Origin of the sequence: Paenisporosarcina sp. OV554, from assembly GCF_003058165.1 — a bacterium.
Classification (GTDB): domain Bacteria; phylum Bacillota; class Bacilli; order Bacillales_A; family Planococcaceae; genus Paenisporosarcina.
This window is the reverse complement of record NZ_QBUC01000004.1, coordinates 1-15,393: the sequence shown is the minus strand read 5'-3', so window position 1 is coordinate 15,393 and position 15,393 is coordinate 1. Positions and strand designations below refer to the sequence as shown.

Genomic DNA, 15,393 nt, shown 5'->3' with positions numbered 1-15,393 from the left:
TTGGGAAATCAATATAAAGAAAATGAAACTAGTACTATTAGATGTTTTGATGATGAGCAAAAAAGTAGTAGCGTTAAATTCAAGATGCTATACTACGTTTAGAGTTTGTATTTGAAGGAGGAAATTTATTATGGCAATTGTACACGGAACGGATCAAAGTTTTTCAAGTGAAATTTCAGATGGTTTAGTATTAGTTGATTTCTGGGCACCTTGGTGTGGACCATGTAAAATGATCGCTCCAGTTTTAGAAGAATTAGATGCTGAAATGAGCGAAACAGTAAAAATCGTAAAAGTAGACGTTGATGTTAACCAAGAAACTGCTAGCAACTTTGGCATTATGTCGATTCCAACATTAGTACTATTCAAAGACGGGCAACCAGTTGATAAAGTAGTTGGATTTAACCCGAAAGAAGCATTAGTAGAACTTGTAAACAAACACTCTTAATTAAACAGTATTATAAGTAATAGTAAAATAATATTAAAAACCGGGTACCCATGGGCACCCGGTTTTTTTCAACAGGTGATGACAAGTATGAATGAATTAATACAACAGAAATGCGCAATTTTACCAGACCATCCTGGTGTTTATTTAATGAAAGACAGACAGGATACGATTATTTATGTTGGTAAAGCAAAAGTATTGAAAAACCGTGTGCGCTCGTATTTCACGGGTAGTCATGACGGGAAAACACAACGTCTCGTCAATGAAATCGTAGACTTCGAATATATCGTGACATCATCAGACATTGAAGCGCTCATTTTAGAGTTAAATTTAATCAAAAAACATGATCCGAAATATAACATCATGTTAAAAGATGATAAAACGTATCCATATATTAAAATAACTGGTGAAAAACATCCGAAATTGATTACGACACGACAAGTTAAAAAGGACAAAGGAAAATACTTTGGGCCTTACCCTAATGCGTATGCCGCTAGTGAAACCAAAAAACTACTTGATCGTTTATACCCACTGCGAAAATGCCCGACATTACCAGACCGGGTTTGTTTGTACTATCATTTAGGCCAGTGTTTAGCACCTTGTGTAAAGCCTATTGAGCAAGATGCATATCGGGAGATTATTGATGAAATTACACGTTTTTTAAATGGTGGTTATCAGCAAGTCAAACAAGAACTAACAGAAAAAATGTCATCAGCGGCCGAGAATTTGGAATTTGAAAGAGCAAAAGAATACCGTGATCAAATCACACATATAGAAACAGTCATGGAAAAACAAAAAATGACGACGAACGACTTTACGGATCGTGATATTTTTGGCTTTGCCATTGATAAAGGTTGGATGTGTGTTCAAGTTTTCTTTGTGCGACAGGGTAAACTAATAGAACGAGATGTATCGGTATTCCCGTTAATCCAAGATCCTGATGATGAATTTTTAACATTTTTAGGTCAGTTTTATGATCAACCTCATCATATAAAACCTAAGGAAGTATTGTTGCCGCTTTCAGTTGATTTAGAATTAGCTAAGCAATTGCTTGAAATCAAAGTGGCTTCTCCAAGTCGTGGAAAGAAAAAGCAAATGATTGAATTAGCGACTAAAAATGCCGAAATTGCCATACGCGAGAAATTCCAGCTTATTGACCGCCAAGAACAACGAACAATTGGCGCTGTAGAAGAATTAGGTATAGCCATGAACATTGCACCGCCGCTTCGAATTGAAGCATTTGACAACTCTCATATTTATGGAGCCGATGCAGTTTCAGCAATGGTTTCATTTATTGATGGCAAACCGAACAGAAAAGATTATCGTAAATACAAAACAAAAACTGCAGCACGACATGATGACTACGGGGCGATGCGAGAAGTTATTCGACGTCGATATACACGTGTGTTAAATGACCATCTACCTCTTCCAGATTTAATTGTCATTGATGGAGGGAAAGGGCAAATGGAAAGCGCTCGAGAAATTATTGAAGATGAACTAGGTTTATCCATTCCGATTGCCGGCCTTGCGAAAGATGCGAAACACCAAACATCTTCTTTGTTATATGGAGAACCACCTCAAATCATCCCCTTAAAACGAACGAGCGAAGGTTTTTATTTACTGCAACGTATTCAAGATGAAGTGCATCGATTTGCGATTACTTTCCATCGACAACAACGAGGCAAGCAAACCATAGCTTCGGCTTTAGATGGATTTGAAGGAATAGGTCCTAAACGCAAAAAAATGTTACTTAAACATTTTGGCTCTGTAAAACGTATTAAAGAAGCATCAGTTGATGAATTAAAAGGATCAGGGTTGCCTTTGCAAATTGCTGAATCCATGTCTGAATACTTTAAAAATGAGTCATTGTCAAAAGAGTAATCTTATGATATTGTTGACTCACTGAAATTGAATCACTAATGAAAGTTCAAAGTATGTTTGAACAATCATTGAAAAAGTGGTGATAGAGGTGCGAAAATCATCAGTAACTTGCATGAGGATGAACAGATCCGTTGACTGCTTTTGAAAGGGAAATTCGCCGAAGTACGATATTAACTGTCTAATGTCGCACTGGTTTTGCATTGAATAAATGCAGGATTGTCAGAATCTAATTGGATTCTGGAGGGCTATCTTCACATGGACGTTTCTTTAAGAACGGTCATGCATGGAGACAGCTTTTCACGATCACTCGTGGATAGGCTGTCTTTTTTAGCTTCTTTGGAAATAAGGGAGAGTTTACATTGAGTCGTTTGGTCATGAAATTTGGAGGAACATCAGTTGGCAACACAGAACGCATTCGAAACGTCGCAAAGCGCATCATAGGTGAAACTGCAAAAGGGCATGAAATTGTTGTGGTCGTCTCAGCAATGGGCAAAACGACTGATGAATTAATGCGTTTAGCACAAGATTTATCAGCAGAGCCTTCAAAACGTGAAATGGATATGTTGCTATCAACTGGAGAACAAGTGACGATTTCCTTACTTACGATGGCACTTCAACATATGGGGCAAGATGCGGTGTCATTCACTGGCTGGCAAGCAGGAATTGGAACAGAATCGGTTCATCGTAATGCTCGAATCGAGCACATTGATACCATTCGCATTGAACAAGCTTTGACCTCTGGACAGGTGGTAGTGGTTGCTGGGTTTCAAGGCATGGACGCATTCGGTGAAATTACAACGCTCGGACGTGGAGGTTCTGATACAACGGCTGTTGCAATAGCCGCAGCCATTCAGGCGGACCAATGTGATATTTACACGGATGTCGATGGTATTTATACATCAGATCCACGTTACGTGGAAGGTGCTCGAAAATTACAGGAACTAGCATATGATGAAATGCTAGAGCTTGCCAATTTAGGTGCGGGTGTATTACATCCACGTGCAGTCGAATTTGCCAAGAATTATTCCATGCCACTTAGTGTTCGATCTAGCTTAACCGAAGAAACAGGGACGATATTATTGGAGGAACCCACATTGGAGAAAAACCTAATTGTGCGCGGTGTTGCATTTGAACCGGAGATTGTTCGTATGACGGTAGCATATAAAGTGCCATTTAACGGCTCTCTCGCAAAAATTTTCACCACACTAGCTAAACATCATGTGAACGTTGACATTATTGTACAAAGTATCATGGAAGGCATACAACCAAGTGTGTCATTTTCTATTAAAAAAGAAGATTTTGCTGAAGCGGTACAAGTTTTGGAAAGTAATAAAGCTGATCTTGGTTACCAATCTATGAATTACGAAGTAGGTTTAGCCAAAGTTTCAATCGTTGGATCAGGCATGGTATCTAATCCTGGTGTAGCTGCTCAAATGTTCGATCGTCTGCGCATTGAAGGAATTCCTGTGAAAATGGTAAGTACATCAGAAATTAAAGTTTCGGTTGTTGTCCCTGAAAGTGAAATGCTAAAAGCGGCCAATGCATTGCATGATGAATATGAATTAACTGCAGTTCGAGTGTAAGGAAGTTTCATGATATAATGGGAATATATTCATAATCATGAGAGGTAGTGTGAGAAATGAACTGGCATCTAGTGGAGGATTTAATCAAAAAAGCACAGCGTGAGGGACAGTTTGACAATTTGCCTGGAGCGGGAAAACCTTTACCACCAGATGAATTTGCTCATTACCCGGAAGATATTCGAATGGTCATGCGCATCTTGAAAAATTCAGGACATGACGCAGAAGCTCAATTCATAAAAGAAGAAATGAGCGATTTGCAACATCAAATGAAAAAAGCCTTAGGTAAGGAAAAAACCGAATTGGAACAACAATACAATCAAAAACTGACACAAATGAACCGAATGTTATCGAAAAAAGGGATTCAAACAAATAGTAGTGCTTTTAAGCAATATCAATCTGAAATGAGCGATAGATTTAAATGGGATTAAAAAAGCTGGTAGTCACTTCTGAAGTGACGCCAGCTTTTTTTGTATTTCGACCAAAAAGCGCAACTGAGCGGTTGCTCAGTCGCACTTTTTGGCGTTGACGTCTGAAAAATGAAGTGTGACGTCTGAAAAAATGGCGTTGAAGTCTGAAAAAAGAGGCGTGACGTAGGAAAAAAGTGAGTTGACGTAGGAGATTTGAGCATTGACGTAGGAAAAATGAGGGTTCACGTAGGAAAAAATCGCATCGACGTAGGAATCCATCAATTCCCCCTCAAAAAAACCAGCATGCACCCAAAAGGTGCATGCTGGCTGGTTCTACTAAATCTTTTCTTTTAAATCCGATTTTATATGAAAGTGGATGATGTTTTTCTTTATAAATTTTTCCTCGAAGCATTCTGTCAAGTAGCCACCTAACTTTTGTTGCTGTTGCGCCAAAAAGCCAGCTTCTAGGCGAAAACAACGCTTGTCGATTTGAAGTGCATCTGGTTCGCCAGTTAGTGTATAAAATGCTTCATCCTTTGAAAGACTATCAAGAGTTAACACACCCCAGCCGGCTTCTTCAAAAAAGGAAGATACTTCCTCCATTGAAAACATCTGAAACTTGCGTGCTAATTCTTTTCCTGACCAATATAAAATATCATCTTCATGCTTGCCTAAAATTGTCGAAAGTACATGATCTCTAATTAATTCATATCCAAAAGCTGGTACTGTTTTTGTATCTGTCAATGTCATATAAATCCCGCTTTCTAACTAAATTCACGTTTAACTTTATTAATCTAAGAATTATTCATGTACAAGGTAGGAAAAAGATGAGAAATCGAGAATTATCCTGCATTTTAATGTCATATGTAGTAGGCTACCTTGTCTTGACGCTCCCTTATGATGGGAGTACAATAAACATGTCATAATATTGTACCATGATGAGATATGCAGTCAATGTTGCTTTCGTTTCATACGAGGGTCTAAATTTGTCTGTCTATTTTGAAGTAATGAGGGGGGTAACAGTCTTGTCGAAAGATAATGAATTTTATTTACGCCGGTTGCATTCTCTACTTGGAATTATTCCAATAGGTTTGTTCGTGGCACAGCATTTGGTTATTAACCATTTTGCTACGCAGGGACCTGAGGCATTTAACAAAGCTTCGCACTTTATGGAAAGTTTACCATTCGTATTATTTTTGGAATGGTTTGTCATCTACATTCCTTTAATGTTCCATGCATTCTATGGTGTGTACATATCTTTTACAGCAAAAAGTAACACACAGCGTTATGGCACGTTCCGTAACTGGATGTTTCTTTTACAACGTGTAACAGGAGTTATTCTTGTCGTGTTTATTGCATGGCATATATTTGAGACAAGATTCCAAAAAGCAATTGGTGCTGATGAAGTTAACTTTGACATGATGGCTGATATTTTAGCAAATCCATTAATGTTTGTATTCTACGTGGTTGGTGTTGTATCTGCAACATTCCATTTAGCTAACGGTATTTGGTCATTCTTGGTAAGCTGGGGTATCACTCAATCACCTAGGTCACAACGAATTTCAACTTACGTGACGATGGGTATCTTCTTAGCATTGACAGTAATCGGCGTTCGTGCACTTCTTGCATTCGTGTAATAAGTTTCTGAAATTGCTTGATTACTATTAAAAAGAGGAGTGAGAAGAATCATGGCAAAAAGTAAATTGATTGTTGTCGGCGGTGGTCTAGCTGGTTTAATGGCAACAATGAAAGCAGCAGAAGAAGGAACAACAGTAGAATTATTCTCATTAGTTCCTGTTAAACGCTCACACTCAGTGTGTGCACAGGGCGGAATTAACGGAGCATTAAATACAAAAGGTGAAGGCGATTCAACTGACAATCACTTTGATGATACAGTATACGGTGGGGATTTCCTTGCAAACCAACCACCAGTAAAAGCATTGGCAGAAGCAGCACCTGGTATCATTCGCTTATTCGATCGCATGGGTGTTATGTTCAACCGTACACCTGAAGGGTTATTAGATTTCCGTCGTTTCGGGGGAACAATGTTCCATCGTACAGCTTTCGCGGGCGCTACAACTGGTCAACAATTGCTTTATGCACTTGATGAACAAGTACGTCGCTACGAAGTTGACGGTCTTGTAACGAAATACGAAAACTGGGAATTCCTAGGTGCGATATTAGATGACGACGGCGTATGTCGCGGAATCATGGCTCAAGACTTGAAAACTATGGAAATCCGTCCTTTCCGTGGTGACGCTGTCATCATGGCAACAGGTGGTCCTGGTATTATTTTCGGAAAATCAACGAACTCTATAATCAATACAGGTTCTGCGGCTTCCATCGTTTATCAACAAGGTGCATCATACGCAAATGGTGAATTCATTCAAATTCACCCTACAGCGATTCCTGGAGATGACAAGCTTCGTTTAATGTCAGAATCAGCTCGTGGTGAAGGTGGACGTATTTGGACATATAAAGACGGTAAACCTTGGTACTTCCTAGAAGAAAAATATCCTGGTTACGGGAACTTGGTACCTCGTGATATCGCAACACGCGAAATCTTTGATGTGTGTGTTAACCAAAAGCTTGGTGTTAACGGCGAAAACATGGTATTCTTGGATCTTTCTCACAAAGACCCGAAAGAGTTGGATATTAAACTTGGCGGAATCATTGAAATTTATGAGAAATTCACTGGTGAAGATCCTCGTAAACTTCCGATGAAAATCTTCCCAGCAGTCCATTACTCAATGGGTGGACTATGGGTTGACTACGATCAAATGACAACTATTCCTGGTTTATTTGCTGCAGGTGAGTGTGATTACTCTCAACATGGAGCAAACCGACTTGGAGCAAACTCATTACTTTCTGCTATTTATGGTGGAATGGTCGCAGGTCCGAACGCAGTTAAATATATGAGTGGGTTAAAAACTCACGCTGAAGATATGCCATCAACAATTTTTGATGCACATACAGCTTCAGAGCAACAAAAATGGGATGAAATCATGTCTCTTGACGGTACAGAGAACGCATACGTCTTGCATAAAGAGCTTGGCGAATGGATGACGGATAACGTAACAGTTGTTCGTTATAACGACCGTTTACAAAAAACTGATGAAAAAATTCAAGAACTTCTTGAGCGATTTAATAATATCAACATTAATGACACTCAAAAGTGGTCCAATCAAGGTGCTACTTTCGCGCGTCAATTGAAAAATATGCTATACTTAGCTCGCGTTATTACTCAAGGTGCATTGTTACGTAATGAAAGTCGTGGTGCTCACTACAAGCCGGATTTCCCAGAACGAGATGATGAGCAATTTATGAAAACAACTATGGCGAATTTTGATCCAGCTACTGGAGCGCCAGTCATTCATTATGAAGAAATAGATGTTTCATTAATTCCACCACGTAAACGTGACTATTCATCGAAAGGGGATTAATAATCATGAACGCAACAGCAACTAACACCGTCGTTTTTGAGATCCTTCGTCAAGATACAACGGATTCTACACCCTATTGGGAAAAATTCGAGTTAGAATATCGTCCAAATATGAACGTTATTTCTGGATTAATGGAAATTCGTCGTAATCCAGTAAATACAGATGGTAAACACACAACACCTGTAAACTGGGATATGAACTGTTTGGAAGAAGTATGTGGCGCATGTTCGATGGTCATCAATGGCCGTCCACGTCAATCATGTACAGCTCTAGTTGACAAATTGGAGCAACCTATTCGCTTAGAACCAATGAAAACATTCCCAGTTGTACGCGACTTAATCGTTGATCGTACTCGTATGTTTGATTCATTGAAAAAAGTTAAAGCTTGGGTTCCAATTGATGGATCTTATGATCTAGGCGATGGACCACGTATGCCTGAACGTAAACGTCAATGGGCATATGAACTATCTAAATGTATGACTTGTGGTGTTTGTTTGGAAGCTTGTCCAAACGTAAACACAGGTTCAGATTTCATGGGTCCAGCACCGTTATCACAAGTACGTCTTATGAATGCCCATCCAACTGGTGCCATGAATAGAGACGAGCGTCTAAATGCCATCATGGGTGATGGTGGACTAGCTAACTGTGGTAACTCACAAAACTGTGTAGTTGCATGTCCAAAAGGTATTCCTTTGACAACATCAATCGCAGCACTAAACCGTGATACATCTGTTCAAATGTTCAAAAACTTCTTCGGAAGCGACCACATGGTTGACTAAGAAGAGTTCTAATTAGGCAGTCTCTCGCACTTGCGGGAGGCTGTTTTTGTTTCGAGAAAAATGTGGAATTAGGAGAAAATTGGATAGTTGCGACGATAACAAGAAAAGTTGAGACGATAGCTCAAGAATTTGCGACGATAATCTAAAAAGTTGCGACAATAACACAAAAAGTTACGACGAGAAATTAGGCAGCCTCTCGCACTTGCGGGAGGCTGTTTTTTGTTTCGAGAAAAATGTGAAATTAGGAGAAAATTGGATAGTTGCGACGAAAACAAGAAAAGTTGCGACGATAACTCAAGAAGTTGCGACAATAATCTAAAAAGTTGCGACAATACCACATAAAAGCGCAACAGAAGATCTGGATTTGACTTAAAACCTCTAGTATTCTTTTGAAATAAATCCAAATGTTATGTTTCTACTACAACTTCATGCACTCTAACTCCGTTCCACTAAATCCTTTTCACTTCTAAAGAAACTTTGTTACAATAACAATGAATCTTCATTCATTTTATTATTTTAATCAAAGGGGCTCACAATTATGCGTGCAGATTATATTCAAGATCCACAACAATGGGCAAGCGGATTCCATTTTTCAGTTCCTGTTCAAGTTCGTTTTAGTGACACGGATATGTATGGTCATTTGAACAATACATATAATTTTTCTTATTTTGAATTTGCGAGAATTGAGTATTTTAAACACATCGGTTTAATGAACGATTGGCTTGATCCGAAAGGGCATACTATCCCAGTTGTTGCAGATCTCCAATGTGATTATGTGAAGCAAGTTTTCTTTGATGAAAAGCTTCAAATTCATGTAAAGGCTGCATCTATTGGCAATTCGTCGGTCGACATTCATTACCATGCGACTAACGAAAAAGGAGACACAGTTTTCACAGGTAGAGGTTCTGTTGTGCAAATTTATAAAGCCACTGGAAAAGGTTCCCCCTGGAAAGAAGAAGAAAAATCATTATTCCTACCCAAATAGCCGTCACCGCCACTACTCTTTTTACATACGTTACAAGGAAGAGTGGATAGGAGGGGCGTATTTTGTCAGAAAGAGCACATCATCGTTCATTATTAACAGGACGAGAACGAGAGATTTTTCAATTGTTAGTGCGTGATTATTCAACGAAAGATATTTCTATTCAACTAAAGATCAGTGAAAAAACGGTGAGAAATCACATCTCGAATACCATCCAAAAGTTAGGCGTATCAGGTAGATCACAAGCAATCTTAGAACTTTTACGACTGGGCGAACTAGCACTCGACTGAGTAGGTCTTGCCAATTTCCACTAAAGACGTCACAATGAATATACAAGTAAATGTATTCAGGGAGTGGAAGTTGCAAATGACGGAGCAAATTTCTAAAGAACATGATCGAGAACAAGTAGCTTTTTTAGAAAAAGAACTAAGATATATAGCAGGTATCATCAAGCAAAAAGGACGCAAAATTTTAAGCAATTATACAGTAACACCACCTCAATTTATCGCACTACAATGGCTGTTTGAACATGGTGATATGACGATTGGTGATCTTTCAACCAAAATGTATTTAGCATTCAGTACGACAACTGATTTAGTAGATCGTATGGAAAAAAATCAACTTGTTATGCGTGTTCGTGATGAACAAGATCGACGTGTAGTTCGCATTCATCTATTAAAAGAAGGCGAACGTGTCATTGAAGAAGTGATTCAAAAACGTCAAAATTATTTGCAAGACATTTTGTCTGATTTTGATGCGCCAGAAGTACAACAATTATCGATGTTATTACAAAAACTTCATGTAGAAATGAAAGAGGATTGAGGCGAGTCTCGTGAATGCACCTATCGGAGTGATCGATTCGGGTGTTGGCGGCTTAACAGTTGTCAAAGAACTCATGCGACGGTTGCCCAATGAGCAATTTCTCTACATTGGAGATACAGCGAGATGTCCATATGGCCCGCGTTCAGCAAGTGAAGTGCGGAAATTTACTTGGCAGATGGCAGAAGAATTAAAGGCTCATTCTATAAAAATGCTCGTTGTGGCATGTAATACTGCTACAGCAGTCGCACTCGAATCATTACAAAAAAAATGCCCGTTCCCAGTTGTAGGCGTTATTTTTCCGGGAGCGAGAGCAGCTATAAAAGCAACAAAACGGTCAGAAGTATGCATATTGGGCACGTCAGGTACGATTCAAAGTGGAGCTTACGAGCAAGCTTTGAAATCATTATCATCGTCGTGTCATATCGTACCGCTAGCGTGTCCTTCATTTGTTCCGCTTGTTGAAAGTGGCGAATATGAAGGTGACTTTGCAAAAGATTTAGTAAACAAAACACTCGAACCATTGCTTAAAGAATCTTTTGATACGTTAATTTTAGGGTGTACGCATTACCCGTTATTACAAAATCATATAGAACAAGCGGTTGGTCCGGATGTTACGGTTTTATCGTCTGCTGAAGAAACGGCTGATGATGTTGAAGAGATTCTAAACTATTTTAATTTGCAAAGGAAAGATGAGAATACGAACTCTCACATTTTCTTCACAACTGGTTCTATTCCCATGTTTAAAAGCACAATTAGCAAATGGCTTGAAATATCGAATCCAATGATTGAACAAATATCGTTTAAATAAAACCCGGAATTCCTTGAAAAAGGAATCTTCGGGTTTTGATTCGTTTACAGAAAATGTGATACGATAAGTGCGCGAACGTATACGAGGAGGCAGTTAATATATATGAGACATGATGGACGAAATATAAAAGAACTAAGACCAGTAACAATTGAGAAGGATTACTTGGTACACCCAGAAGGTTCTGTGTTGATAACAGTCGGGCAAACAAAAGTAATTTGTACGGCAACAATCGAAGAACGTGTACCACATTTCTTACGCGGGCAAGGTAAAGGATGGATTACAGCAGAGTATTCTATGTTACCTCGAGCAACTGGTTCTCGAACACAACGTGAAGCATCAAAAGGCAAAATCGGTGGGCGTACGATGGAAATTCAACGCCTTATTGGACGAGCATTGCGAGCGGTAGTAAATTTAGAAGCTTTGGGCGAACGCACATTGTGGATTGATTGTGATGTCATCCAAGCAGATGGGGGTACACGCACAGCTTCTATTACAGGAGCGTTTGTTGCTATGACTATGGCTATTGCAAAATTGCAAGATGAAAAACAACTGCCGATTTTCCCTGTCACTGATTTCTTAGCTGCTACGAGCGTAGGTATTGATGAGCATCTAGGTGCTATCTTGGATTTAAACTACGTAGAAGATTCTTCTGCTAACGTGGATATGAATATTATTCAAACAGGTTCTGGCCAATTTGTTGAATTACAAGGTACTGGTGAAGAAGCTACGTTTACAAGAAAACAATTAAACGAACTCCTTGATCTAGGTGATGAAGGAATTCAACAACTAGTGTCGATTCAAAAAGAAGTGCTCGGCGAAATTGCTGAGAGAATCGGTGGAAATTCAGGTGTATTATCATGAAACAAGTAATTATCGCAACTAAGAATAAAGGCAAAGCAAAAGACTTTGAAGCCATTTTCAATCCATACGGTTTTGAAGTTTTGACACTTCATGATGTGGCGCAAGATATGGACGTTGAAGAAACAGGGACGACGTTTGCAGAAAACGCGATTTTAAAAGCGGAGGCGCTTGCAGAACACTTACAAACATTTGTCATTGCAGATGATAGCGGTCTTGAAATCGACGCTTTAGACGGCGCGCCAGGGGTCTATTCTGCAAGGTATGCAGGATTGGATAAAAGTGATGAGGCCAATATAGAAAAAGTGTTGACCGAACTTGCACATGTAGATGACAATAAACGTACAGCTCGTTTCTGTTGTGCCATTGCTTTAGCTGGACCAAACATGGAAACTAAAACTGCCTTTGGTACGTGCGAAGGCGTCATTGCACATGATCGAAAAGGAATAAATGGCTTTGGCTACGATCCGATTTTCTATGTACCAGCTCTAGGGAAAATGATGGCGGAGTTACAACCTAAAGAAAAAGCGGCTATTTCTCATCGTGGAAACGCGATTAAGAAAATCGAAGAAGAATTACCAAACTTGTTGAGATAAGGTGGCGAGTGGATGCGTATTGTAGTGATGAGTGACACACATGGAGAAACGGTTTCAATTGATCAAGTCAGGCATGCAGTAAGTACTGTAGATGCTGTCTTTCATTGCGGAGACAGTGAACTCGACAAACAACATGAATCGCTACAAGATGCTTTCGTCGTAGGTGGCAATTGTGACTGGGATTCATCTTTTCCTGCTGAAGTTTTCACCGAAGTTAACGGAGTAAAAGTTTTAATGACACACGGTCACTTATGGCAAGTGAAATCCACCATGATGCCACTTAGTTACCGAGCCCAAGAAGTCGGAGCCGATATGGTTCTCTTCGGGCATTCTCATTTATTAGGGGCAGAACTAATAGATGGTATTCTTTTCGTCAATCCAGGCAGCTTGGAATTGCCAAGAGGACGCAAAGAAAAAAGCTATGCAATCATTGAAAAGTTATCTGCAAAGTGGGTTGTAACGTTCTTTTCAAATGAGCATAAAGAACTCGAACAAAAAAAGTTTTCGTTTACTGAAAAATAATGTTGACATTAGGTGGTATCATTTCTATAATAAGTATTGTCCTTCAGTTCTGAAACGAACTGAATTTCACAAGTCTCAGTAGCTCAGCTGGATAGAGCAACGCCCTTCTAAGGCGTCGGTCGGGGGTTCGAATCCCTCCTGGGACGTAAAGTTTTATGGCGTTATAATTAGAGAAATAAGCACTTTCGCTTATGATTCAATATTACAGTACTCGGTCAGTCGAGTTTCTGTACTAAAGAATTGTAGGTGGAGGTGCTTTTTTCTTTGTCCAAAAAGAAGGGGATATTTGATATCCAAATTGAACAACCGCTATTCGCAGTAAGAAAACAGCCAGAGAAACGTAATGACTTACAAATTGAACAAGCATTGACAGTCGTTTTAAAGCAACTTGAAGTCGGTGGTTGTCGTGAAAGAACGTTATACGATTACCGTACAATTGTTCACTACTTTACTAGAGATACTAAAGTTGAGTACTTGGTAGATATAACGAGTGACATTATATATTCGTGGCTGGCACAGATGAACGTTGCTAATATGACTAAATTAACTCGTTTAAAGTGTTTTAAAGCATTTCTAGGACGTTGTTTTGATAATGGATGGCTTGCTAATAGGTTTTGGAGGTCAGTAAATATCAAAGTAGATACAGAAATAAAGGTAGGGGCAACAGATGATGATGTGAATTTACTATTATCTGTTCTCGACTATACAAAGTTCATTGATTTAAGAAATGCTACAGCTATTTTATTGATGTATCGTAGTGGATTACGGATTGGAACAATTGCACGTATGAAGGAACAGCACGTTGACTTTGTTAAGCAAAGATTACAACTTGATGGAGAAGTAATGAAAAATCATAAAGGTTTAATTTTACCGATAGATGAACAAGTGGCTTATCTATTACAAATTATGATAAAACAAAACGGTTTGATTAGAGGTGAATACAAAGAAGATAATAATAATTTATTTATTACGATTAAAGGAAAGCCAACAACAAATTCCATTACGTCTAATTCGATTCAAAAGCAACTTAGGAAATACACATTGAAGTATGGAATCAATAATATAAATCCGCATGCGTTGAGACGTGGATTTGCAAAAAACTTATATGCAAAATCCAATGATTTGCTGTTAGTTTCAAAGGCACTGGGACATAACGATTTATCTGTGACTACTAAATACCTACATACCGAATTAACAGATATAGCGGATAAATTAAGAGATTATCTTTAGTGTTAGCAATGCATTAAGTGACAAAAGAAAAAGCCACCTACTTGAATAGGTGACTTTGTGAAAAATGTACCCATACATATATACCGTTTAAATCCTGAGAAAATTTAAACCAAATTAAATATGAGTTTGATAGCCTTCATTTTACTTCAAAAAAAGCTGAAATGTCAAAGGTCTAGTTTGCTATTGCCTTTTTTAGCAAAAACTCGTTCGTGGAAACCTAGTAACACGAATTAAAACTAAACTTGACCGGTTATGACGTTCCCTTTGCAAACAAACGTCTAGCACTCTATATAAGCGTTCCTTGTTTCGCTTTGAGTGTGAATGGTGTTAGCGACCATAAAAGGCTAGGAGTGGACGAATTGAGTTGTTAAGGCAACGCAGAACACATCACAGAGTATGATTTTACAGAGTTCCACTATAGATGGATATGTATTAACGATATAACGCAAAAGGCTTTAAATCGAATTGTATGAACTCATGGGGGCAATAGTAGTGTAGTAGGTGTGTTGATTTGAGAGAATCACATTTAACAAGGGCATACATAACGGATACCTCAAATGAAGGATTCATGTAAACAAATCATATTGCAATGGCTGTCTATGTTTCAGATTCTTTTTTGTATCTGAAATGTAGGCAGTCATTTTTGCACCAAGCCGTTGTCCTCAATTCTGGCTTCATGTTGAGAAAAGTACCGAAATAATGCAAGCAAATATGAAGAAATAAATAAAAAGGGAACTACAATAATTATTAGTAGATTCCCTTTTTGGTTATTTAATTAATTGAAAGATGAATTGTAGCAACTCTATCCATACTATCAACTGGAATTTCATTTATTAGGTAATTAATATAGCTGAATAAAATACGTTCGACTTATACATTTATTCATATTTGTAAACGTCAACCCAAAAGTTGACCATGTCGCTCACGTAAAAGTTGACCACCCTTTACTTAGATCGATTGAGATTCAAAGGTCTCTTTGAGGCGATAGCTCTCGCCATTCATATCGATAATATTAGCCTTATGTGTTATTCGATCTAACA

Annotated in this window: 17 protein-coding genes, 1 tRNA gene and 1 riboswitch; of the genes, 16 read left to right on the top strand and 2 right to left on the bottom strand. The window is 38.6% G+C overall.

The features are described from left to right. Window positions 1–130 precede the first annotated feature (130 nt). The 4 genes from trxA to C8K15_RS04800 all read left to right on the top strand — a co-directional run bounded on the left by trxA (window position 131) and on the right by C8K15_RS04800 (window position 4,334). Window positions 131–445, top strand: a complete 315-nt coding sequence (gene trxA, locus C8K15_RS04815; protein ID WP_108585301.1) for a thioredoxin — start codon at window positions 131–133, stop codon at window positions 443–445. An 87-nt stretch (window positions 446–532) separates the two neighbouring features. Beyond that, window positions 533–2,323, top strand: a complete 1,791-nt coding sequence (uvrC, locus tag C8K15_RS04810) for an excinuclease ABC subunit UvrC (RefSeq protein WP_108585300.1) — start codon at window positions 533–535, stop codon at window positions 2,321–2,323. Window positions 2,324–2,398: 75 nt separating this feature from the next. Further along, window positions 2,399–2,579, top strand: a riboswitch (Lysine riboswitch). 103 nt (window positions 2,580–2,682) lie between these two features. After that, window positions 2,683–3,906 carry an aspartate kinase gene (locus C8K15_RS04805; protein ID WP_108585299.1) on the top strand — a complete coding sequence of 408 codons (1,224 nt, stop codon included), beginning with the start codon at window positions 2,683–2,685 and terminating at the stop codon, window positions 3,904–3,906. A gap of 56 nt (window positions 3,907–3,962) precedes the next feature. Further along, on the top strand, window positions 3,963–4,334 hold the full coding sequence (locus tag C8K15_RS04800; protein WP_108585298.1) for a DnaJ family domain-containing protein: 372 nt from the start codon (window positions 3,963–3,965) through the stop codon (window positions 4,332–4,334). Between the two features lie 315 nt (window positions 4,335–4,649). On the opposite strand, the gene C8K15_RS04795 is transcribed toward C8K15_RS04800, so the two are convergent. Continuing rightward, window positions 4,650–5,063: a YslB family protein gene (locus C8K15_RS04795; RefSeq protein ID WP_108585297.1), complete on the bottom strand. Its 414-nt coding sequence runs from the start codon at window positions 5,061–5,063 to the stop codon at window positions 4,650–4,652. Between the two features lie 275 nt (window positions 5,064–5,338). Between C8K15_RS04795 and C8K15_RS04790 the strand changes: the two genes are divergently transcribed. The 12 genes from C8K15_RS04790 (at window position 5,339) to C8K15_RS04735 (ending at window position 14,353) form a co-directional block, all read left to right on the top strand. Further along, window positions 5,339–5,950, top strand: coding sequence for a succinate dehydrogenase cytochrome b558 subunit (locus C8K15_RS04790; RefSeq protein WP_108585296.1), 612 nt, complete (start codon window positions 5,339–5,341; stop codon window positions 5,948–5,950). 51 nt (window positions 5,951–6,001) lie between these two features. Then, window positions 6,002–7,756, top strand: coding sequence for a succinate dehydrogenase flavoprotein subunit (gene sdhA, locus C8K15_RS04785; protein ID WP_108585295.1), 1,755 nt, complete (start codon window positions 6,002–6,004; stop codon window positions 7,754–7,756). 5 nt (window positions 7,757–7,761) lie between these two features. After that, window positions 7,762–8,535 carry a succinate dehydrogenase iron-sulfur subunit gene (gene sdhB / locus C8K15_RS04780; RefSeq protein ID WP_108585294.1) on the top strand — a complete coding sequence of 258 codons (774 nt, stop codon included), beginning with the start codon at window positions 7,762–7,764 and terminating at the stop codon, window positions 8,533–8,535. Between the two features lie 538 nt (window positions 8,536–9,073). Next, on the top strand, window positions 9,074–9,520 hold the full coding sequence (locus C8K15_RS04775) for an acyl-CoA thioesterase (protein WP_108585293.1): 447 nt from the start codon (window positions 9,074–9,076) through the stop codon (window positions 9,518–9,520). Between the two features lie 62 nt (window positions 9,521–9,582). Further along, on the top strand, window positions 9,583–9,807 hold the full coding sequence (locus C8K15_RS04770) for a helix-turn-helix domain-containing protein (RefSeq protein WP_024534303.1): 225 nt from the start codon (window positions 9,583–9,585) through the stop codon (window positions 9,805–9,807). Between the two features lie 76 nt (window positions 9,808–9,883). Continuing rightward, window positions 9,884–10,339, top strand: coding sequence for a MarR family winged helix-turn-helix transcriptional regulator (locus C8K15_RS04765; protein WP_108585457.1), 456 nt, complete (start codon window positions 9,884–9,886; stop codon window positions 10,337–10,339). 10 nt (window positions 10,340–10,349) lie between these two features. Beyond that, window positions 10,350–11,147: a glutamate racemase gene (gene racE, locus C8K15_RS04760; protein ID WP_108585292.1), complete on the top strand. Its 798-nt coding sequence runs from the start codon at window positions 10,350–10,352 to the stop codon at window positions 11,145–11,147. Between the two features lie 102 nt (window positions 11,148–11,249). Then, window positions 11,250–12,008, top strand: coding sequence for a ribonuclease PH (gene rph, locus C8K15_RS04755; RefSeq protein ID WP_108585291.1), 759 nt, complete (start codon window positions 11,250–11,252; stop codon window positions 12,006–12,008). Next, the gene (locus C8K15_RS04750; protein WP_108585290.1) at window positions 12,005–12,601 is read left to right on the top strand and encodes an XTP/dITP diphosphatase; all 597 of its coding nucleotides are present in this window, start codon (window positions 12,005–12,007) and stop codon (window positions 12,599–12,601) included. The genes rph and C8K15_RS04750 overlap by 4 nt, the downstream gene beginning before the upstream one ends. A gap of 12 nt (window positions 12,602–12,613) precedes the next feature. Continuing rightward, the gene (locus tag C8K15_RS04745; RefSeq protein WP_108585289.1) at window positions 12,614–13,123 is read left to right on the top strand and encodes a metallophosphoesterase family protein; all 510 of its coding nucleotides are present in this window, start codon (window positions 12,614–12,616) and stop codon (window positions 13,121–13,123) included. A 72-nt stretch (window positions 13,124–13,195) separates the two neighbouring features. Continuing rightward, window positions 13,196–13,269 (top strand) — tRNA-Arg (locus C8K15_RS04740). A 118-nt stretch (window positions 13,270–13,387) separates the two neighbouring features. Beyond that, window positions 13,388–14,353 carry a tyrosine-type recombinase/integrase gene (locus tag C8K15_RS04735; protein ID WP_108585288.1) on the top strand — a complete coding sequence of 322 codons (966 nt, stop codon included), beginning with the start codon at window positions 13,388–13,390 and terminating at the stop codon, window positions 14,351–14,353. A gap of 948 nt (window positions 14,354–15,301) precedes the next feature. Here the strand turns inward: C8K15_RS04735 and C8K15_RS20680 are convergent. Then, window positions 15,302–15,382: an ATP-binding protein gene (locus C8K15_RS20680; RefSeq protein WP_255421032.1), complete on the bottom strand. Its 81-nt coding sequence runs from the start codon at window positions 15,380–15,382 to the stop codon at window positions 15,302–15,304. Between the last annotated feature and the right edge of the window lie 11 nt (window positions 15,383–15,393).